The organism is Actinokineospora enzanensis DSM 44649, assembly GCF_000374445.1.
In the GTDB taxonomy this organism is placed as follows: domain Bacteria; phylum Actinomycetota; class Actinomycetes; order Mycobacteriales; family Pseudonocardiaceae; genus Actinokineospora; species Actinokineospora enzanensis.
Genome location: NZ_KB894403.1, coordinates 25,232 through 45,674 on the forward strand (window position 1 = coordinate 25,232; position 20,443 = coordinate 45,674).

The following is a 20,443-nucleotide window of genomic DNA, read 5'->3' on the forward strand; positions in this document are numbered from 1 at the left end:
CGCGCAGACTCGCGCGTTGCAGCTGTTTACCGACAGCGGCGACCTGTTGGGGCAGGGCAACGCCCTCACCGATCTCGGCCGCGTGTATCGGTTGCGGGGTGATCTGGTGGCCGCGGAGGACACGCAGACCCGCGCGCTGCAGCTGTTTACCGACAGTGGCAGCCTGTTGGGGCAGGGCAACGCCCTCAACAATCTCGGCTACGTGTGTCTGCTGCGGGGTGATCTGGTGGCCGCGGAGGACGCGCACACCCGCGCGCTGCAACTGTCCATCGACAGCGGCGACCTGTTGGGGCAGGGCAACGCCCTCAACGACCTCGGCCGCGTGTATCGGGCACGGGGTGATCTCGTGGCCGCGGAGGACACGCACACCCGCGCGCTGCAACTGTCCATCGACAGTGGCAGCCTGTTGGGGCAGGGCAACGCCCTCAACGACCTCGGCTACGTGTATCGGGCACGGGGTGATCTCGTGGCCGCGGAGGACACGCACACCCGCGCGCTGCAACTGTCCATCGACAACGGCAGCCTGCTAGGGCAGGCCAACGCACATCTGCAGCTAGGCATCGCCTACCACCTGAAACGCGAGTACGACCTCGCCACCACACAACTCAACCACGCGATACGCTTGTTCACCCGAGTCGAAGACATTGATGGTCAAGCCGAAACCCACAACGCACTCGGCGACCTCACCTTCGACCATCCCGACGCGGGCGACCCGCACACCCACTTCACCACCGCACTCGCGCAAGCCCGCGACTGCGGTACCAAACTCCACGAAGCCAACGCCCTCGTCGGGCAAGCTCGATGCCTTCATCGTTCCGGAGACACCCCACACGCGATCACCCTGCTACGACAAGCCCTCGCCATCCACCACGCGATCCACGCTCACGAAGCAACCCACACCGCCGACCTGCTCCAAACCCTCGACCCAAACAAGCAGTTCTGACACCACGTCAATCCAGCGTCACCCCATCGACATCCAACCCCGAGGTCAGATGCGCGTCCTCAGCGAGCTATTCAACGGCCCTCGTGACCAGTCCGAGCGGTCGGCTGACCGCGACGATGGTGACCAGGAATTCGATGGTGTTGAGGTGTTCTGCGGCGAGGGTGACGACCCGATAGGGGACGGCTGTCTCCATGAGGGCATCCAGGATCACGCGGATGGTCACGTGGGGCTACTCGGCGTCTCGGATGAAGCGAAGCTTCCGGTGGAAGATCGACCGGCGAGAAGGTGATCACGTCGAGTGCTTCGGTCTCCAGCTCGCGCCACACGAATGTCGGAAATCCGGGCGGGGTCTAGCCACCTTCGTTCGCGGCAGGTCCATTCGTGTTGCCACCTCGCTGGTGTAGCCGGTGTCGAGCGCAACGAGATGTCGACCTCGCGGTACCAGTCGTGCCGGTCCGGCGCCGGGGTGGTCAAGACTGTTCGCCCTTTGCTCGCCCCGGCAGGCCCGCGGCGGGAATGACAATGAGTGCCGTGGCCGCGAGCAGCCAGCAGAACGCTCCCCGGTAGGCGTCATCGGCCGTCAGGAGCGCGGCCGCGCCCGCCGCGCCCACTGCGCCGCCGAACTGGAGGAGTACGCGGCTGATCGTGCTGGCGTCGGGGACCGACGAGCGCGGGATCCCGTGGTAGGCGGTGGCCATCACCGACACGGTCACCACGCCGATCCCCGCGCCGCGCAGGACCAGGCCCGCCACCTGCCACGGCAATGCGGTGGCGCCGACGAAGAACGGCACCGTGCCGAGGCAGGAGGCGAGCGCGCCGACGAGGACCACGGCGCGCGGACCCCACCGGTCGGTGAACCGGCCCACGGCCTGCCTGGCCACCAGCGCCCCGATGCCCTGGACCGCCAGGACCAGGCCCGCGAAGAGCACTGTGTGGTGCAGCACCCGCTGGTAGTACAGGGGGAACAGCACCAATCCGGCGTAGAAGACCGCGCTCGCCGTGAAGAGCGCACAGGCGGTGGCCACGAACGGCGGTGCGCGGAACAGCCCGAGGTCCAGCAGCGCGCCGCGACCGGCCTGCCTGCTGTGCGCGACGAACGCGGCCAGCAGCGACAGCCCGACGACCGCGGACAAGACGACGACCAGGTCCGCGCCATGGGTGCCGACCCGCGCCAGGGCGTGCACCAGCGCGACCGAGCCGAGACCGCTGAGCGCGAAGCCTCGCGGGTCGAACGGGCCGCCGGGCTCACGCGCGTCGTCGGCGATCCCGCGCCGGGCGAGCAGCAGGCCCGCGGCGCACAGCGGCACGTTGACCAGGAAGATCCACCGCCAGTCGGCCGCAGCCAGCACGAGGCCCCCGACGACGGGCCCGAGCACCGGGGCGATCACCGCGGGCACGCCGATCGCGGTGAGTGCCCGCCTGGCCTGCTCCGGCCCAGCGGAGCGCACCAGCAGGGTCTGCAGCACGGGCATGGACAATCCCGCGGACAGACCTTGGACGACCCGGAAGACCACCAGGCTGGGCAGGTCCCAGGCCGCGCCGCAGAGGGCGGAGCCGACCAGGAACCCCGACAGCGCGACGAGCCAGACCCGCTTGCCGCCAAGGCGTCGGATCGCCCAGGCGCTCACCGGGATGGCGACGGCCGTCGCCATGGCGTAGCCGGTCACCACCCACTGCACCGCGGGGATGGGCACGGCGAACGCCCCGGCGAGGCCGTCCAGCGCGACGTTGACGATGGTGCTGTCCAGCAGCGGCAGGACCGCGCCGAGCAGGAGCACGCCGACGAGTCTGCGGGTGTCCGGCCGCAGTCCGGTGTCGGCCGGTGAGTGTCCAGTGGTCACGATGCCTCCCCAAAACGCGTGCGAATCACACGCGTTCAGCATAACCCGACATGCGTGCGAAGCGCACGCGTTACGCTGAGTAGGCTCGGCGCATGGCCGATGAACTGGGCAGTCGCCTGGAATCCGCGCTCGGTGAGCTGCTGCAGCGCCGGACGCGGGTGGACCTGTACGCCGATCTTGTGGCGGGCATCGGCCGCGGCCTGGACATCACCTCCTACCCCATCCTCAGCGGCCTCGCCCGCACCGGACCGAGCACCGCCAACGCGCTGGGCGGCCGCATCGGCCTGGACCGTTCCGGGGTCAGCAGGCACGCGACCCGCCTGGAGGAAGGCGGTCTGCTCGCCCGCACCCCCGACCCGGACGACGCCCGCGGCACCCTGCTGACCCTCACCGAGGAGGGCGAGCGAGTCGTGGCCCTGCTCCGCACCCGACTGGCCCGCCTGTTCGACGACTGGCTCGCCGACTGGCCACCCGACGAGGCGGCAGCCTTCGTCACCGGCCTGGAGCGTTTCGTCGGCGAGGGCCTGAACCGCGTCGCGCGGAAGGACTGATCCCCTCAGGATGCCCGGTTGTCGGCACGGCATCATTTCGGTGATCGCCCGCGAGGTCGCGCCAGAGTGTCCAGTAGGCCCATTCCTCGGTGGTGACGCCGCAGACGTGGCCGCCGGTCAGGGACATGGCGACGGACTTGGGTTCGCCGAGGTGCATGACCAGGTTTCCGTGATTCGTAGTGGGCGGGGTCCCAGACGGATGTGAGCCCAGGGGAGTGGATCCCGTTGCCTGCGGGACCGCGTCGCGCGGGCCAGCTGCAACGCCGCTGCTTGGGCACCTCAAGCTGACACAACAGGCGCAGGCGGGACGGCCATCAGCCGGGCAGGGCGGCGGGCACGGTGCGGGCGGGAGTCGCGTCGGCGAAGGCGTTCCACAGCAGGTTGAGCGGGTGGTCGGCGGCGTAGCGGTCGCGTTCGCCCTTGCGGGCGAAGATGCCGGTGACGATCTCCAGGCGGGGCCGGTAGTCCTCGGCGAGGTCGATCTTGCGCAGGCCCTGGCCGGGCAGCCTGCCCTCGCGGGCGGCGTCGGCGACGCGTTCGGTGGTCAGCAGGCAGCCGTGCAGCAGGTCGCTGGTGAGCAGGTTGAGGCCGTAGGTAAGGGAGTCGATGTCGGCGATGACGTGCAGCACGCCGCGGTAGTCGGGGCCGTACCAGCGGCTGAGGAACTGGGCGAGCAGCCCGGCGGTCGGCGCGAGCAGCGGCAGGCCGGGCAGACGACCGGCGCCCACCAGGGTGTCGGGCAGCTCGCGGGCGCTCAGGTTGGTGAGCAGCGCGACGCGTTCGCGGTGCCACTCCAGGAAGTCGTAGTCCAGCGTGGGCGGGCGGCCGGGTTCGGCGGCGAAGCTGCCGCACACCAGGTCGACCTTCTTGCCGTCGAGCTTGCGCCACAGGTCGCGGGTGCGGACGTGCTCGATGTTGAGCTGTACGCCGCGCCGCTCGAAGTCCTCGCGCAGCGCGGGCCACACCGCGCCGAGGAACTGCACGGTGAACTCGGTGGTGCCGAAGGTGACAGTGGATCCGACCCGTCGCCTGCTGCGGTGCAGGCTGTCGGTCCACGACAGCAGCGTCTGCCGCGCCAGTGCGACGACCTCCTCCCCGGAGGGGGTGAACAGGAAGTCCTTGCCCCGGCCCTGTTTGACCACCAGCGCCTCGCCCACCAGCCGGGTCGCGGCTTTGTTGAGGTTGTCGAGCTGCTTCTGCACGCTGGACTGCTCCCGCCCCAGCGCACGAGCGGCCCGCTGCGCGGTGCCGGTGGCGTGCACGACGGCCAGGGTGCGCAGTTGGTCCAGGCTGACGTCGAGCATCTCCGGCGGGCAGCCCAGCAGCGCCGCCAAGACCTCCGCCGCCTCGCCGACCTCCGCCGTCTCGGCCTTGTCCGCGGTGTCCGGCACCACGCCTCCCTGGTTCCTGCCACATGGCTCGATGGGCACCCACCCTGACATGGGAGTTGTCCGATCGGACAGTTGGACTGTCGTTGATCGCACTTCCCGTCGAACTGTCCCACAGATGTTCGCGCGAACATCTCCAGTAACGATACTGTTTGACCGAACATCTTGTGTGGTGTGCCCGACCGGGCCCGCCCGCTGAGGAGCGCCTGGGGAGCGGAGGTTCCGCTGGTGATCGCTCGCAGTATCGCCACCGACGAGGTGGTCTCGTCCTGCTACTTCCGCACCACGGTCGAGCAGCCGTTCCGCAAGGCGCTGGTCCAGATCAACGAGGACTGCAATCTGCGGTGCGCTCACTGCTTCGTGTCCGCCACGCGGGTTGGCAATCAGATGCCGCTGGCCGAGGTGGTCGAGATGGTGATCCCGCGCCTGGCCGAGTGCTGCGTCCGTCGGGTGACCCTGACCGGCGGTGAGCCCACGATCCACCCGGACTTCCTGGACATCGTGCGCGCGTTCCGCGCGGCTGGGATGGATGTCGGGATCTGCACCAACGCCACCACCCTGAACTACGTGCAGATCGCGGCGCTGGTCGAGCTGGGCGTGCACTGCAACGTCTCCCTGGACGGGTTCGCCGCCGACTCGCACGGCAAGTTCCGGGGCGACCGGGACAGCTTCGCCGTCACCGTGGCCACCGTGGAGAAGCTCGGCCGGGCGGGCATCCTGCAGGGCCTGCTGTGCACGCCGAACACCCTGGCGCAGAACGAGGAGTACGCCAGGTTGTGCGCGTTCGCCCGCGCGAACGGGGCGCGCTACGTGCTGCTCAACCCGCTGGGCAGCATGGGCCGTGGCGTCAAGTCGAAGGCCAAGCTCGCGAAGACGACGCTGCACATGCGGGAGATCTTTGAGCTGACCGCGCCGTTCGACGGCCCGGACCTCGATATCGCGCACATCCGCTTCCCCAACACCGAGGGTCGGCCTCTGGCCGGGTGCGAGGCCGGGACGATCATCTACGTGTTCACCCCCGGCGAGGTCACGGTGTGCCCGTACCTGGTGTTCGCCGCCCGCACCCCGGCCTCGCGGCACGCCGACACCGAGTTCATCGTCGGCAACATATTCACCGACCCCGACATCGCCGCCCGGCTGGACGACTACCGCTTCCACGACCGCTACCAGGTCGGCGCGAACGCCACCTGCACGGCGTGCTCGATGAACACGCGGTGCGGCAAGGGCTGCCCGGCCGCAGTGGTCGCCGGTGGCGGCCGGATTGGCGGCGTCGACGCCGAACAATGCCCGGTCGTCGAGGACCACGGCGAGGGGCGTCGGCTGCTGCCGCTGATGCCCGCATGACCGGCCCGCTGCTCGATGAGCCGCGTCGCCTGCCGGGCACGCTGATCACCCTGGACGGCCCCGGCGGGGTCGGCAAGTCCACCACCGCCCGCCTGGTCGCCGCGACGCTGACCGCGGCCGGGTTGCCGGTGCACGCGACGACCCAGCCGTCCCGCGCTCCGCTGGGTGAGCTGGCCCGGCATGGCACCCACACCTACCACGGGATGGCCCTGGCCTGCCTGTGCGCGGCCGACCGGCACCACCAGCTCGCCACCGAGATTGTGCCCGCGCTGCGCGACGGCGCGGTGGTGGTGTGCGACCGTTACGTCGCGTCCTCGCTGGTGCTGCAAGGGCTCGACGGGCTGTCCGCGCAGGTGGTGTGGCAGCTCAACCACGGCGTCTATCAGCCGGACCTGTCGGTCATCCTCACCGGCGACGCGGGCGTGATCGACGCCCGGCTGCGGGCGCGCGGCGGGCACAGCCGGTTCGAGCGCGCCGAGGACAACAGCGAGGTGGAGACCGGCCTGTACGTCCATGCCGTGGTCGACCTGCGGCAGCGGGGCTGGCCGGTCGCCGCGCTGGACGCCACCACCGACCCGCCCGACACGATCGCCGCGGCGATCGTGTCCCTCATCCAGAACGTCCTGAGCGAGAAGAGCGCTGCCTGATGACTTTGAGCCTGATCACCGTCAACGTCGGCGCCCCGTCGCTGGACCGCGCCCACCGGCAGCTCCGCTGGCTGGCGGCCCGGCCGGAGGAGGTGCTGGTGCTGACCGAGACCAAGGCTACGCCCGGTAGCCAGTTCCTCGCCGAGGCGTTCACCACCGCCGGGTACGCGGTGACCTTCCCCGAGCACGCGCCCGGCGAGCTCGGCGTGATGATCGTCAGCAAGCTGCGTACCGCGCCGGACCCGCTTGGCGCGGCACTGGACTATCTGCCCGCCCGCGCGGCCGGGGTCGTGGTCGACACCACCGACGGACCGCTGCGCGTGGTCGGGGCCTATGTGCCGTCCCGCGACGCCACCGCCGAGAAGACCGACCGCAAGAAGACCTGGCTCCAGCGTTTCGGCCGCGCCCTGGACGCCACGGCCAGCGAGGTGCCGCTGCTGCTGCTTGGTGACCTCAACGTGCTCGAACCCAGCCACACCCCGGCGCACCGGGGCCAGTTCGCGCCGTTCGAGTACGCCTTCTACAGCAGCCTGCCCGACCGGCACGGCCTGCTCGACCTGTTCCGGCACCTGCACCCCGACCGGGTCGAGCACAGTTGGGCCCGTCGCGCGGACCTGGGCTACCGCTACGACCATGCCCACGCCTCCCGCACCCTGACCGAGCGGCTCACCGCGTGCGAGTACGTCCACGAGACCAGGGAACCCACGGCGGACGGCAACCGGCTCACCGACCATTCGGGACTCACCGTGCGCTTGGCGCTGACCGCCACCAGCACGCTGCTAACGTCGGACCCCACCACGGCGGCCACGCCTGCCGAGCCGGAGCCCACCCTGTTCTGATCCCCACCGGCCGGTTCGCTTCTCGGCTGCCGGAGCACACGCCCCGTCAGCCGAGACCGCGAGGACCAGCCGCCCGATGACCGCCTCGACCAGCACCGTCACACCCCGCATCGGCGCCCGCGTCCTTCTGCTGGACCCCGCTGACCGTGTGCTGCTGATCCACGCCCTCGACCCCAGCGACCCGGCCCACCACTGGTGGGAACTGCCCGGCGGCGGCGTGGACGTGGGCGAGGACCTTCACGACGCCGCGCGCCGTGAAGTCGCCGAGGAGACCGGGATCATGCTGCCTGGCTTGGGCCGGGAGCTGTGGGTGCGCGAATCCCGGTTCCGGTACAAGGGGCGCGACCACCACCGCGTCGAGCACGTGTTCCTCGGCCGTACCCCCAGCACCGCGCCGCAGGTCGCGCCGCGGCCCACCGAGAACGAGAAGGCCGGGCTGATCGAACGCCGCTGGTGGCAGGCCGACGAGCTGCGGCACTGCACGGACAAGCTCCTGCCCGCCGAACTGCCTAGCCTGCTCGACGACCTCCTCGCGGATCGTTTCAGCCCGACGCCCCTCACCCTCACCGGCTGACGGGTCGTGGTGCCCGATCTGGCGGTGCGGGCGCCTGGCCTACGGTGTGCACCGTGACCGACACTGCGCGGGCACCGAAGGCGCTGTCCGATGTGCAGGGCGCCTGCGCCCAGCCGCCAACGAATGCGCCGCGCCCCATCAGCCCCTCGCCGAGGGCGACCGGTGCTTCGGCATCAGGCCGCGCGTCCAGGGCCACGGCCGAGACTGCCCACCCGCGCTCGCGCGGGCGTCGATGATCTCGGCGGTGATCGTGCTCTTCCCGCTCCCGACGGACCCCGCGACCAACAGCTGACTGGCGCCACCGGCCAGCGCCTCGATCACGGTGGCCGCGTCGGCGCGGGGGATGCGTTCGCCGTCGATGTGGTGCACGGCGACGCGATCCGCGAACGCGGTGTGGGGCGGTTCGATGCTGGGTCGGGGTGCGGGCGCGGAACGTTGTTACGGTGGGAGTTCTCCTTCTTGGGCGCCGGGCCAGGTGGTGGCTGTCGCGGCCGCCCGCACCGCGGCCTGGAGGGCGTCGGGTGCGGGGGTGCCTGCCGCGAGGTGGGCGGCGAGGGTGCCCGCGAAGCTGTCGCCCGCGCCGGTGGTGTCGATCGCCTCCACTCGCGGCGGTCGGCTGATGTCCTCCCCCCATTGAGCCCCGCGTGCGCCGAGGGTGACGCATACCGAGCGCGCCGTTGTCGGGAGGAAGCGGGATTCGTGTTCGTTGACGATGAGGAGATCGGCGGCCTGGATCAGTTCGTCGGGAAGTGTCGTGGCGGGAGAGGCGTTGAGGATGATCCGTACGCCTGCCTCGGCTGCGAGGTGCGCTGCCTGGAGGACCGCTGGAAGGGGGGTTTCCAGCTGCAGGAGCAGCACCGCGGCGGTGCGGATCGCCGCTGCCGCCTGGGTCACGTCGTGCGGGGTGAGTGCGGCGTTGGCGCCGGGGACGACGGTGATCGTGTTCTCGCCGTGGTCGTCGACGGTGATGTGGGCGGTGCCGGTGGGGTGTCCGGGAGTGAGCAGGACCGCGCTGGTGTCGATGTCGTGGTGGCGCAGCGCGTCGCGGTAGCGGCGTCCGGCCGGGTCGTCGCCGACCCGGCCGATCATCCGCACCGGGGCGCCTGCGCGTGCGGCGGCGACGGCCTGGTTCGCGCCCTTGCCGCCGGGTCGCTCGGTGAGACCGCTGCCGAGCACGGTTTCGCCCGGTTTGGGGTGCGTGGCCACCCGGATCGTCCGGTCCAGATTGAGCGATCCCACGACGGTGACGATCCCGTTCATGCCGTGCCGTCCAGCAGGGTGGTCAGGAACAGGTCGCGGTACCGTCGCGCGTCCACCTGCCAGGCGACGTCGACGCGCGGGACCGCGACGGGCGTTCCGTGGATCTCCTGTTCGCCCGGCAGGGCTCGGCGATCGACCACGGTCTGGCCTCGGCTGATCCCCGGCGCGAGTTCGACCTGGACCGGCAGATGTTCGGTCACCAGGCCCCCGGGGTCGGCGACGGCACAGACCGCGCCCGCGTCGCCGAGCAGACCCGACCCGGCGGGGACACGGGGTTCGCCCGTGCCCACGCGGATCTGGTGGCACAGCAGCCGTCCGGCCAGGCACACCCCGGGGTCCTCGTGGGCGGCCAGTTTGCCGCAGGTGACCTGGTCCACACCGACCTGATAGAACACGTCCAGACCGTACATGGTGACCGGTACGCCCGCGCCGAACACGATGGCGGCGGCCTCGGGGTCGTGCCAGGTGTTGAACTCCGCGACCGGGCTGGCGTTGCCCGCCGACGCGCTGCCGCCCATCACCATGATCCGCTCGATGCGCCCCGCGACACCGGGGTAAGTGCGCAGCAGCAGCGCCAGATTGGTCAGCGGTGCCAGCGCGATCACGGTGACCGGGTTCGGTGCGGAGCCGAGCACGTCGCGGAGCAGTTCGACGGCGTGCCGGTCGTCCGCGGTGTGCGTGGGCGGGGGCAGTTCGAGATCGGCCAGGCCGTCGCCGCCGTGCACGTGCCCGGCGTGGCGTGGTGCGGCGATCAGCGGGCGATCGGCGCCCGCGGCGACCGGGATGTCGGTGCGGCCGGTGTGTTCGAGCACGGTCAGGGTGTTGCGCACGACCTGTTCGAGACCGGCGTTTCCGGCCACGCACGTCACCGCCCGGACCCGCAGGCCCGGATGGCGTACCGCGAACAACAGGGCCAGCGCGTCGTCGACGCCGGTGTCGACATCGAGGACCACGTCGACGGGTGCGGCACCGAACGGGCGTTGTGCCAAGGGGTTCATGAGTTGCCGACCAGTTTGCCGTAGCGCGCGACGATCCTGCCCGCCTTCATCACGAGCGAACGTTTCGGGGGCGAGACGACCACTTCGCCGAGTGCCTGGCCGGGCAGCGCGACCAGATCGGCCGGGTCACCGGGACGGAAGTCCGCCCGCGGCCAGCCGAGCGCGTCGCGGCCCAGGGTCGTCGCGATCCGGAGGGCGAACTCCAGGTCCTCGTCGCGACGGAAGTAGCACTTGTAGGCCATGAACATGGCGCGGGAGAGCATGTCGCCGTCGCCCCAGGGGGACCAGAGGCTGCGGGAGGAGTCCGATCCCAGGCACATCTTCACCCCCAGGCCGTGCAGGGTCCGCACGTCCGGCACGGGCAGCAGGCCGTGGACCCCGACGGCGACCGCGATGCCTGCCTCGGCGAGGGTGTCGCCCATCTCGCGCAGGCGTTGCGGCGTCGGATCGGCGAGGCTGAACACGTCGCAGAGGCAGACCTTGCCCTGCAGGCCGAGCGCCTTGGTGCGTTCGGCGATCCGGCGGATCAGCCACCAGCCGAGCTCGCCGTCCTCGTGCATGTGGAAGTCGACCGCGACCCCGTACTTCGCCGCGAGCCCGAAGACGATGTCGAGCTGGGCGATCGCGTCACCGTCGACCCCGGCCGGGTCCAGGCCGCCGATGGCGTGGGCACCGAGCTTCAGCGCTTCCTCCAGCAACACCTCGGTACCGGGCTTGCGGAGGATGCCCAGCTGCGGGAACGCGACGACAGTGAGATCGGTGAGGTGGCGCATGTCCTGGCGGAGCTGGAGCATGGCCTCCACGCCTTCGAGTCCGATCTCCGGGGCCACGTCGGCGAACGTGCGGATGCTGGTCGATCCGGCGGCGACGCACGCGCCGAGGAAGGCGCGTGCCCGGGTGGCGACCGGGGTGGTCGTCGCGGCCCATTGCGCGACGGTGTCCTCGAACATCTGGTCCATGGAGATGACCTCGGAGGTGCGCCGAGCCCAGGGCTCGCCCCAGAGCGACTTGTCGGCGTGGCAGTGTCCGTCGACGAACCCGGGCACCACGATCTGGCCCGCGAGGTCCTCCACGTGGTCACCCGGTTCCGGGGCGGGCGGCTGATCGGTGACCGCGTCGATGACGCCGTCTCGCACGGCGACGGTCCGCGGTTCGCCGCCGTCGAGGCGGGCGTTGGTGAGGAGGATGCGGGTCATCGGTCGAACCTTTCGTTGCTGCGGTCGGAAAGTGAAGGGGGTCAGCGGATGCGTGGCTTCAACAGCAGGGTGGCGATCATGCCCAGGACGACGAATCCGCCCGAGCACCACACGGCCGCCTGCAGCGCCGCGAAGGTCATCTCGCCGTCCGTGGTCATCCCGGTGACGACGTTGGCGGCCACGGCGATGCCCAGCGACGCGCCGAGTCCGAAGCAGGCGCCGTTGATTCCGGGCACGGAGCCGGGTTTGTCCGCGGGCGCGGCCTCCACCGACAGCCCGGTGAGCGCGGTCTGGGTGTATCCGGTGAAGGTGATTCCCAGTGCTGCCAGGCACAATCCGGCGATCCACGGCGTGTGGAGGAAGAACGCGAACGGTACGAAAGCGACGGTCGTGCCGATGACCCCGATCCGCACCGAGCGGAGCCACCCGATGTGCGGGCCGAAGTGACCGGCGATCGGTGCCGCCACGATGCCGAGTATGGAGGCCGGGGTGAGGAACAGGACGGCGGACGCGATGGCCGACAGCCCGTACCCGACGTGCGCCTGCGTCAGCAGCGGAATGGTGAAGTTCAGCATCCCGAACACGCCCGCCAGCGTGCACACGGTGGCCAGCAGGAGCGGCCAGACCTGGCGTGAGGCCAGTGACGCGGTGTCGATGACGGGATCGGCGACCCGCTTCTCCACCAGGGGGAAGGCGACGAGCGCCAGCACCCCGACGATCAGGAGACCGATGACGGCCGGTGATCCCCAGCCCCAGTCCGAGCCCTGGTTCACCGCGAGCAGCAGGCAGCTGAGCCCGACACCCAGCAGGGCCGCGCCCTTCCAGTCCATCTTCCCGCCCGCGGACGGGCGGGAGTCCGGCACCCAGCGGTACAGGGCGACCAGGGCGACCACGGTGACGGCCAGGGTGATGAGGAAGATCCCGCGGAACCCCACGGCGTCGGCGACCCAGCCCGCGATGATCACGTCGAGGCCCGCGATCCCGCCGCTGACCGCGGTGATGATCCCCAGTCCCCGCCCGAACTGCTTCGGCGGAAGCACGTCCCGCATGATCAGGTACGACAGGGTGTAGCTCGCCGCGGAGATGCCCTGCAGCGAGCGCCCGACGAGGAACACGGCGATGTTCGGGGCGAAGATGCAGGCGAGCTCACCGACGATCAGCACGATCATCGACAGCACCAGCAGCGGCCTGCGCCCTAAGTAGTCGCTCAGCCGGGCGAGGGTGACCTGCCCGACCGCGGCGAACAGGAAGAACAGTGTCTGGGAGAGCCCGACCAGACCGCTGCTGGTGTGCAGCTGGCTGATGACGTCGGGCAGGGCGGGCGCCAGCATGGTCGAGTTGATGTCGAACGCCGCGACGGCCAGTACCAGCGCCAGCACGAGTCTGCCGCGTGCCGGTGTCGAGGAACCCGACGGTCCTGATGCGACGGTTTCCTGGGGGGATGTCATCTTGAAGCCTCCGCTACAACGATGCGGCACTTGTCTGACAAGTGGAGTGGTCGGGCATTTATATCTGGACGATCCGGTGTCGTCAAGGTCACAGAAGTCGACATCTGGGCTGGTTCATGGGAGAGGAGGGCCGGTTGGCCGGTACCCTGCTCTAGCCCTAGCTTGTCTGACAGGAACCGTCGGCTGAAAGAGGGAACGTGACCGCTCATCGACCGCGGCCGGTTGTCGAGCTCTACGAACGGATCGTCGACAACATCCGTTCCGGCATCCATCCACCGGGTTCGACCCTGCCGTCCGAACCCCGCCTCGCCGCCGACCTCGGCGTCAGCCGTCCGGCGCTGCGCGAGGCCCTGATCCTGCTCCAGGAAGACGGCGTGATCACCGTACGCCGCGGGGTCGGGCGAACCGTGAGCAAGGAACCGCTCCGGCGCGGATTCGAACGGCTGCAACCATTCGAGCAGCTACTGGGCGGCCACGCGACCAAGGTCCGGCCGCTGCAGCGCGGTGTCGAGGAACCGACCGACTTCGTACTGCGGCACCTGCCCGTCCCGGCCAGCCGAGAGATCCGCTTCTGGGAAAGCGTCATCGTGGTCGACGGCGTCCCGGCCTGCCTCACCGAGGAATGGAGCCTGCACGACGAGGCGCTGGACGAGGTCGCCACCGGGCTCTCTCAAGCACTGGATGACGCCCAGACACTCCCGCACACCATGGTGCACGCGCTCACGACCGGGTTCCCCAGTCTTCCCCTGCGCGGCACCAGCAGCGTGTCCGCGACCATCCTCGGCCAACGACGCGGCGTGACGTTCGGACGACCGTCCGACACCCCGGCCGTCCTCATCACACAGGTCGTCTCCGTCGAGAACGCCCCGCTGATCACCGCCAAGTACCTGCTGCCCAGCGGAGCACCCACCATCGTCATCCGCCAGGCCTGGTGACCCGTGAAGTCGTCGGTGCGGTTCCGACTCGATGCCATCGGGCTCGGCGGTGGACGGGAAATGGGTGGGCGGGGTGGTGGTCGGCGCTGCTACTACGGGAAGATCCGACCCACAACCGCCCGCTTCCGCGTGGATGTCGCGCCCATTCGGGTCCAGCACAACCGGATCCGCCACCGAACTCCCATTCCGCTCCGACGCCACCCGTACTCGACCAGCGTGCCTGCCAAGCACCGGCCCGGCTATGCCCCAGCTGGGCGGGTGGGCCGCGGATCATCCGTTGTGTCCGCTTTCCTCTCTTTCCCGGGCAACCACGAGAACGTGGACACGAGAAGGGGAGTGCGCGTTTCCGGAGGCGCACAATCGGTCACCGAGCTCGCCCGGTAGCGATCATTCGCCGGCAACAGGACAATCGGCGACCCTGCGGCTAACATCTGCCGTCGACGTGGTCGAGCGGCACGTCCGGGTTTCGAGGGGAATGCAGTGGCGAGAACGGAACCGCACGCGGCGGGAATGGGTCACACCCATCATTCGGAGGTTCCACCCTGGCACGAGCAGAACCCGGCCGGGTTCACCACCCCTGCGAGGCAGGCCGACCGGGAGCACGTTGTGGACCGAGCGTTCGACGCGCCCACCAAGTCCTCCCTCAAGGATTTGGCCCGGCTCAACGAGCGGGACCGGAGGACCGATTCCGCCGCCTCCGGTGGTGGCTTCGCGATGGACATCGAGGCGATGCGTCGGCTGCTGCCCAAGTGGCGGGCGATCGCCGACAAACTCCGGTCGGCCAGGTCGAGTCACCATGTGCTCCAGCGGGTGGCGAAACCCGCCGAGGACCACGCTAGTGGCGTCCACCACGAAGGCGCCGAGAGCCACACCAAGGCCTATTTCGAGAGCCTCGACGAACAGGTGCGCTACGCCGACGCGTACGCCGACAGCCTGCAGAAGGCCATCCACGCCTACGAGGAGCAGGACAGCGCCGTGCGGAACTCCCTGCACCGGCACGGGGGCGGTGCCTGATGGCCTACACGCCGCAGCAGATCGTGCACCTGGTGCTCAGCGGCCGGGGTCCGGGCGGGCTCTACTCGGGCAGCGCGCGGTGCGAGCAACTGTCGAAGATGCACAAGCACATCCTCGACGACATGCTCCAGCTCAAGGGCGCCATGGAGGAGTACTGGCAGGGCGACGCGTCAGCGCAGGCCTACAACGGCGCCGGACCACTCGTCGAGGCGTCCTGGGTCAGCGGTACGCACCTCGCGAAGGCCAAGAATCTCTACAGCGAGCAGGGCAGGGCGTTCGCGGCGTTGCAGGACAAGATCACGGAGGTAGCACCGCTGGGGGACAAGCCACCCAACGACCTGGTCAGCAACACGATGGTCTCCTTCCTGTCGGGCCGGGCGGGCGAGATTGCCGACTGGAACCGGCGCGCCCAGCAAGCTGTCGACGGCTACAACGCCTATTACCGCGAATCCGTCGACAACAGTGCGCACTGGGAGGCCAATTCGCGTTACGGCCTCCTGGGTTTGCCGCCGGGCGGGGTCGATATCGAACTGGTCGGTCCGCGGCACGTGTCGAACCGCTCCATAACGGTGACCGATTCCCGATCGACGTCCTTGTCCACGCACACCACTCCCGACAACTCGCAACAGTCGTTGACGTTCCACGATCCCGACCCGATCGGGGACAGGGACCCCGGTGGCGGGCAGGTGTGGCACGGTGATCACCTGAGCCACACCGCCGACTCGCCGAGCCCGGTGAACTCGGATTCGTCGGACCTCGGTGCGCCCCACCAGCCGTGGGAGACCACGACGACCTCGACCTACCTCCCGTCCGCGTCGACGGGAGGGGTGAGCGACCACGGCTCCACCGGGTACGGCCCGACCGGGTACGACACCACCGGCCGCGGATCCGGAAGCACCGGTTTCGGCCCCGGCGGTACGGGATTCAACGCCCTCGGTGTCGATTCAGGCGCTGGGCGCGCTGGATCCGGTCCCCGATCCGGCTCCTTCGGGTCGGGCACCGGTCCGGCGGCGTTGGCAGGTGAGTCGGCGCTGGGCGGTCGCGGCGGCCGGGCAGGCGGCCAGGGCGGGATGCTCGGTGCCGGTATGGGCGGAAGGGGCGAGGGGGACGAGGACACGGAGCACACGACCGCCGCGTACCTCCGGGAGGAAGACCCCGACGAGGCGCTGGTCGGTGAGCTGCCGAACACGGCGCCACCGGTCATCGGCCTGTAGGACGGCGGCGGATGTTCGTCATCGACCGCGCTCTCGTGCTGCCCGTCGACTGCCTCCTCGTCGGCGCCGAGGCCGCCGGGGTGTCGCTGCCCACCCTGCTGACCCCGGAACCGCTCTGGCGGGACCCGACGGAGACCCGGGCCCACCGCGAGGAGGTTCGCGACCTGCTCGCGAACCACGGTGTCTGGCGCTCGGGGCAACCCACCGAGGCATTCCTGAACACGATGACCGTCCTGGGCCGCGCGACCCGGGAGTTCTCCGCCCTCGTGGACGCCGCGCCCGGCCACTACCGCCTGCACGTCGCCGCCCAGGGACACGAGGCCGTCCTGGCCCGCTTCGAGCCCGACACCGGGCTCATGGCGCTGTGCCCTATCCGGGCGGACGCGCTCGCCGAGGCCCTCCTGGCCGAGCTACCACAAGCGCGGCCCGCGGCGGGCCCGTCGCTGTCGGTACCGGAATCCGACCTGCGTCGAGCCGTCGACGGCGCCGCACCCCGCGGCGACGTGCGGCGGGTGCTGGAGATCGCCGGGTTGCCCAGGCTCGGAGCGGGTCAGATCTCCGCCGGTGGCCGGGACGGGGTTCGCGGCCACCGCACCACCGGCGACAGTTGTTGTACCTACTACGACACCAGTCATGGCCGCTACCTGTTCTCGTTCACCGAACACCCCGGACAGGAGCGGTACATCATCGTGTCGCCAGGCAGGCCCGACATCATGACGACCAAGATCCACGACCTGGCGAAGCGACTGAACTCCACGCACTAGCCGTCGCTATCGTCTGGTGTGGAAGAGGGTATCGAGCACGATGAAAACCGCGCCCAGCAGGAATACACCCAAACCCACGCCCGTCGAACGCAGTGTCGAAGCGGCCGTCGCGGCGGGCAACCGCCACCACTGGCGCCATGCAAGCACGTCGAGGTAACTCCAGGCGATCACGGCGCCCCAGGCGAATACGGCTCCTGTGACCACTGTGGACACAGCGAGGGCGAGCGTCGGCGCGGGAAGGAGGATCGCGATCCGCAGTTGCAGATTTCGATAGCGCCAGGAACTGTGGAATGCCACCGGCACGGCAGGCTGCGGTTCCTCGCCAATCTGCTGGCGCGTATGGCTGGTGGCGGGCGTGTCGATTCGCGCGCTATCGGTGTCGGTGACACGTGGCCGGGTCACCGCCGGTTCGGGATGATCTTGTTGATCTCGTCCACGAACTCCACCACCCGCCGGTGGTGTGTGCTGTCGGGCTTGGACACCGCGGATGTCAATCGCACCTCGGTGCCGTCGCGCAGCACCATGACCGGGACCAGCCACCGCGAGCCGGTCGACGGTCGGCCGAACGCGGTCGCGGGCGCCAACCGCAGTTCGGTGATGTCGGCGAACCGGTGGTTTCGTGTGGTCCAGGCCGTTCGTTGTTCGGAAAGACCGTTGCCGACGACCCTCAGAGACGGCAGTACGAAGATGAGTCGCACCACGCTCACGGTCGCGAACAGCGCCGCGAACGCCGCGAAGTAGCTGATGGGGTCCGAGGTCTCCACGGCCCGGTAGCCGGCGAGTGCCCCCGCGGCCAGCACCAGGACGAGAACGGCGCCGAACAACGTCTTCTGCCCAGAATCGCGATACACCCGAAGCGTCGGCATGCCCGGACAGTAGACCGCCGCCGCGCCGTCCGTACGCAGAACGGGCAAATGGTCACCCGGCCTGCGTGTCGCAGCAGGTTCAGCCGAGCGGCGACCTCGACATCGACGAGACCCGCCGCGACCTCGACATCTGACCGACCCGACCGAGCCCCGAGGCGGACATGCCGAAGCCAACCTCTACCGCAAATCCCGCCTCGATGGCATGACCTTCCCCCGCGACGACTGAACCGTGTGCACCGTCGACCCCAGCGCCGCTCGCCGTCAACCGAAGCATCTGAACCTGCCCGACATCGGATGGGCCTGGTGCTAGTGGTGCGACTCAGAACGTCGGCCGTGTATCGGCGGGTCCACGGCGTGGCTGGTGGTGTCGCCGGGACGGCCTCGTACTGGATGTACTTGGTCGTTTCGGCGGTGCCGTCAGGCACGTCGTGGGCGGGTCGAGACATGGTCGACGTTCTGGGTCGCACCACTAGCCGCTGGTTTGGCGGCACTGGGAGAGACAGGATCGCTCACTATGGGTGCAGTTCGATGAACCGCCCTTGCCAGAGTCGCCATACTTCTTCGGCAAGGGCAGCCGCGCGCGATCCGGGAACTTCCGGCCGGTCGGTGCCGCCGCTGGAGATCCATCGGTAGGCGTCGTGGCTCAACTTGCTGGACAGGGAGTGCAGGTCTCGCCTTCGGATGAGGTGTTGCGTCTCCCGCCCGGCGTCCGGGACGTCCTGAACGAACTCGGCCATCTCCACGAGGGTGGGCAGCCTCGGGTGCATGGTCAGTAGCCTGGTCTTGTCCAGCGGTTTGCGTGAGATGACCTTGTCGTCGACGATGAGCCGGTCGAGGCCGGTCGTCAGGAAACTGGCCAGGCAGTCGCCGATGTTCTCGACGATCGGTTCTGCGTAGTTGTTGAACGAGGTGTTGAGGAGAATCGGGGTTCCGGTCTTCTCTCCGAAACGCTCGATGAGCCTCCAGAAGGCCTCGTTGGATTTCTTTCGCACGACCTGCACTCGCGCCGTGCCGTCGATGTGGGTGATCGCGCCGAGTTGGTCGCGGTGAGATTCCTTGACGGGTACCGTGCAGGCCATGAAGTCCAGTGGGCAGTCGACATCCGGGATCTCGAAATAGTCCCGGGCGCGCTCCTCCAGTACGGCAGGCGCGAATGGGCGGTACCCTTCGCGTTTCTTGACGAGCTTGTTGACCCGGTCCTTGTTCTCGGCGGGCCGGGGGTCCGCCAGGATGCTTCGATGTCCCAGGGCTCTGGGGCCGAACTCGGACCGACCGGTCGCCCATCCGATCACCGCACCCTGGGCGAGCAGTTCGGCCGCGTGCTCATGGACATCGTCCGACGTCTCCCAGGTGATGAAGTCGCTCCACGCCGCCAGCTCCGCTGTCCGGGCCTGTGGATCTCCGATATCGAGGCCCCAGAAGACGTGCGAGAGAGACTTCGGTTGCGGGCGTTGTTTCGTTCCGAACTTCCTGTCGGTCAGAATGGCCGCGCCGAGTGCGGCGCCCGCGTCGTGGCTTGCCGGGTGCACGAAGAAGCCGTCGAACAGCTTCGATTTCAGGATCAGCCCGTTCACCGTGCTGTTGTGTGCGACACCCCCTGCGATGCACAGGTTGGGCAGCCCGACTTCTTCCCGCCAGTATTCGAGTACATGGAAGACGATTTGTTCAAGGTGGGCCTGGACCGAGGCTGCCAGGTCCTTGTGCTCGGTCGTGAAGGGCGAGCCGGATCGTCTCGGCGCGAAGCCTGTCGAGAGCAATGCGGTCTGGAGACCGTCCACGTCCAGGTCGTACTCGCCGTCGGGGCCGAGGACCGTGAGCGAGCACAACAGCTCCCGGTATCGGGTGGGGTCGCCGTAAGGTGCCAGGCCCATGACCTTGAACTCGTCGAAGAGACGGTATCCGAGAGCCTCGGTGGCGCGCAGGTAGTAGTACCCGAGTGATTTCGACTCCGGGTAGGTGCGGAGTAAGTCCAGGCCGGATTCGTCGGCTCGGTAGACGGATGTCGAGTGCGACTCTCCATTTCCGTCCATGACGACGACGAGAGCGCTCGGGAAACCGGACTGGTAGAAGGTGGAAGCGGCGTGTGCTTCATGGTGGCTCCAGAAGTCGATACGCTCCGGGTCCACGGTATGCGAGAACGCTTCGGACAGTCTCGTCACGATCATCTCCCGGGCGGAGCGAAGCGGCATTCCCGGGTATCGCATGTGATAGATGCCCAAGCCGTTGTCAAGGTGCTCTTCGTTCCAGAAATATCCGATCCGGTCGATGTCGCCGAGTGACACGCCTGCTTCCTGCAGGCAGTGTCCGGTCGCCGCCAACGGAAACATGTTGGTGTGCTTCACGCGAGTCAGGCGTTCCTCCTCGATGGCGATCACCACTTCGCCATCGTCGAGCAGGCAAGCCGTCCCGTCGTGGAAGAATGTACCGAGTTGTAGACCGGGTAGGAACTCGTCGTGCGGTGTGGAAAAAGAGCCGTTCAGGCCAAGAACCAGCATGTCGACTTCCATTCCTGTGCGGATTTGGAATCCGGGCGCCGAGACCGGTCGTCGAGCTGCTCCCCGTACGGCACGAGGAGTGTCGAGATCCGTTCCCCCAACTTGGCAAGCTCTGCAGCGTCCGCG

21 protein-coding genes are annotated in these 20,443 nt (G+C 69.1%); 10 read left to right on the forward strand and 11 right to left on the reverse strand.

Annotated features, from left to right (window positions below):
• Positions 1-943 (forward strand): tetratricopeptide repeat protein (locus tag C503_RS0100075; protein ID WP_211222288.1); only part of this gene is annotated, 943 nt, incomplete at its 5' end.
• 67 nt (positions 944-1,010) lie between these two features.
• On the opposite strand, the gene C503_RS45540 is transcribed toward C503_RS0100075, so the two are convergent.
• Both C503_RS45540 and C503_RS37090 read right to left on the reverse strand, forming a co-directional pair.
• On the reverse strand, positions 1,011-1,166 hold the full coding sequence (locus C503_RS45540; protein ID WP_018680149.1) for a hypothetical protein: 156 nt from the start codon (positions 1,164-1,166) through the stop codon (positions 1,011-1,013).
• Between the two features lie 247 nt (positions 1,167-1,413).
• Positions 1,414-2,784 carry a DHA2 family efflux MFS transporter permease subunit gene (locus C503_RS37090; RefSeq protein WP_018680150.1) on the reverse strand — a complete coding sequence of 457 codons (1,371 nt, stop codon included), beginning with the start codon at positions 2,782-2,784 and terminating at the stop codon, positions 1,414-1,416.
• 92 nt (positions 2,785-2,876) lie between these two features.
• Between C503_RS37090 and C503_RS0100090 the strand changes: the two genes are divergently transcribed.
• Positions 2,877-3,335: a MarR family winged helix-turn-helix transcriptional regulator gene (locus C503_RS0100090; RefSeq protein ID WP_018680151.1), complete on the forward strand. Its 459-nt coding sequence runs from the start codon at positions 2,877-2,879 to the stop codon at positions 3,333-3,335.
• Between the two features lie 314 nt (positions 3,336-3,649).
• Here the strand turns inward: C503_RS0100090 and C503_RS0100095 are convergent, their stop codons facing one another.
• Positions 3,650-4,726 carry a LysR family transcriptional regulator gene (locus C503_RS0100095; RefSeq protein ID WP_245572371.1) on the reverse strand — a complete coding sequence of 359 codons (1,077 nt, stop codon included), beginning with the start codon at positions 4,724-4,726 and terminating at the stop codon, positions 3,650-3,652.
• Positions 4,727-4,951: 225 nt separating this feature from the next.
• On the opposite strand from C503_RS0100095, the gene C503_RS44175 reads away from it, so the two are divergent.
• The 4 genes from C503_RS44175 to C503_RS0100120 all read left to right on the forward strand — a co-directional run bounded on the left by C503_RS44175 (position 4,952) and on the right by C503_RS0100120 (position 8,127).
• A complete protein-coding gene (locus tag C503_RS44175; protein ID WP_018680153.1) occupies positions 4,952-6,067 on the forward strand; it encodes a radical SAM protein in 1,116 nt (371 codons plus the stop codon).
• Complete coding sequence (gene tmk / locus C503_RS0100110) at positions 6,064-6,714, forward strand: dTMP kinase (RefSeq protein ID WP_018680154.1); 651 nt, start codon at positions 6,064-6,066, stop codon at positions 6,712-6,714. Before C503_RS44175 ends, tmk begins: the two co-directional genes overlap by 4 nt.
• Positions 6,714-7,553, forward strand: a complete 840-nt coding sequence (locus tag C503_RS0100115) for an endonuclease/exonuclease/phosphatase family protein (RefSeq protein ID WP_018680155.1) — start codon at positions 6,714-6,716, stop codon at positions 7,551-7,553. The genes tmk and C503_RS0100115 overlap by 1 nt, the downstream gene beginning before the upstream one ends.
• Positions 7,554-7,629: 76 nt before the next feature.
• Positions 7,630-8,127 carry an NUDIX hydrolase gene (locus C503_RS0100120; RefSeq protein ID WP_018680156.1) on the forward strand — a complete coding sequence of 166 codons (498 nt, stop codon included), beginning with the start codon at positions 7,630-7,632 and terminating at the stop codon, positions 8,125-8,127.
• A gap of 138 nt (positions 8,128-8,265) precedes the next feature.
• Here the strand turns inward: C503_RS0100120 and C503_RS0100125 are convergent, their stop codons facing one another.
• The 5 genes from C503_RS0100125 to C503_RS0100145 form a co-directional block, all read right to left on the reverse strand.
• A complete protein-coding gene (locus C503_RS0100125; protein WP_018680157.1) occupies positions 8,266-8,496 on the reverse strand; it encodes a P-loop NTPase family protein in 231 nt (76 codons plus the stop codon).
• Positions 8,497-8,565: 69 nt separating this feature from the next.
• Positions 8,566-9,387 (reverse strand): ribokinase, encoded by an 822-nt coding sequence (locus C503_RS0100130; protein ID WP_018680158.1) that lies wholly within the window; start codon positions 9,385-9,387, stop codon positions 8,566-8,568.
• Positions 9,384-10,385, reverse strand: coding sequence for a nucleoside hydrolase (locus C503_RS0100135; protein ID WP_018680159.1), 1,002 nt, complete (start codon positions 10,383-10,385; stop codon positions 9,384-9,386). The genes C503_RS0100130 and C503_RS0100135 overlap by 4 nt, the downstream gene beginning before the upstream one ends.
• Positions 10,382-11,581: an amidohydrolase gene (locus tag C503_RS0100140; protein WP_018680160.1), complete on the reverse strand. Its 1,200-nt coding sequence runs from the start codon at positions 11,579-11,581 to the stop codon at positions 10,382-10,384. Before C503_RS0100140 ends, C503_RS0100135 begins: the two co-directional genes overlap by 4 nt.
• Before the next feature lie 41 nt (positions 11,582-11,622).
• Positions 11,623-13,029: an MFS transporter gene (locus tag C503_RS0100145; protein ID WP_033400021.1), complete on the reverse strand. Its 1,407-nt coding sequence runs from the start codon at positions 13,027-13,029 to the stop codon at positions 11,623-11,625.
• A gap of 197 nt (positions 13,030-13,226) precedes the next feature.
• On the opposite strand from C503_RS0100145, the gene C503_RS0100150 reads away from it, so the two are divergent.
• The 4 genes from C503_RS0100150 to C503_RS0100165 all read left to right on the forward strand — a co-directional run bounded on the left by C503_RS0100150 (position 13,227) and on the right by C503_RS0100165 (position 16,956).
• Positions 13,227-13,964: a GntR family transcriptional regulator gene (locus tag C503_RS0100150; protein ID WP_018680162.1), complete on the forward strand. Its 738-nt coding sequence runs from the start codon at positions 13,227-13,229 to the stop codon at positions 13,962-13,964.
• A 606-nt stretch (positions 13,965-14,570) separates the two neighbouring features.
• On the forward strand, positions 14,571-14,978 hold the full coding sequence (locus tag C503_RS37100; RefSeq protein ID WP_051114707.1) for a hypothetical protein: 408 nt from the start codon (positions 14,571-14,573) through the stop codon (positions 14,976-14,978).
• Positions 14,978-16,192 carry a hypothetical protein gene (locus C503_RS0100160; protein WP_018680164.1) on the forward strand — a complete coding sequence of 405 codons (1,215 nt, stop codon included), beginning with the start codon at positions 14,978-14,980 and terminating at the stop codon, positions 16,190-16,192. The genes C503_RS37100 and C503_RS0100160 overlap by 1 nt, the downstream gene beginning before the upstream one ends.
• An 11-nt stretch (positions 16,193-16,203) precedes the next feature.
• Positions 16,204-16,956, forward strand: a complete 753-nt coding sequence (locus C503_RS0100165; protein WP_018680165.1) for an ESX secretion-associated protein EspG — start codon at positions 16,204-16,206, stop codon at positions 16,954-16,956.
• 6 nt (positions 16,957-16,962) lie between these two features.
• On the opposite strand, the gene C503_RS0100170 is transcribed toward C503_RS0100165, so the two are convergent.
• From C503_RS0100170 to C503_RS0100180, 3 genes are all read right to left on the reverse strand, one after another.
• Positions 16,963-17,358 carry a hypothetical protein gene (locus C503_RS0100170; protein ID WP_018680166.1) on the reverse strand — a complete coding sequence of 132 codons (396 nt, stop codon included), beginning with the start codon at positions 17,356-17,358 and terminating at the stop codon, positions 16,963-16,965.
• On the reverse strand, positions 17,355-17,822 hold the full coding sequence (locus C503_RS0100175; protein ID WP_018680167.1) for a hypothetical protein: 468 nt from the start codon (positions 17,820-17,822) through the stop codon (positions 17,355-17,357). Before C503_RS0100175 ends, C503_RS0100170 begins: the two co-directional genes overlap by 4 nt.
• 512 nt (positions 17,823-18,334) lie before the next feature.
• Entirely contained in the window at positions 18,335-20,317 is a 1,983-nt protein-coding gene (locus C503_RS0100180; protein WP_033400051.1) for a carbamoyltransferase family protein, read from the reverse strand.
• Positions 20,318-20,443 lie beyond the last annotated feature (126 nt).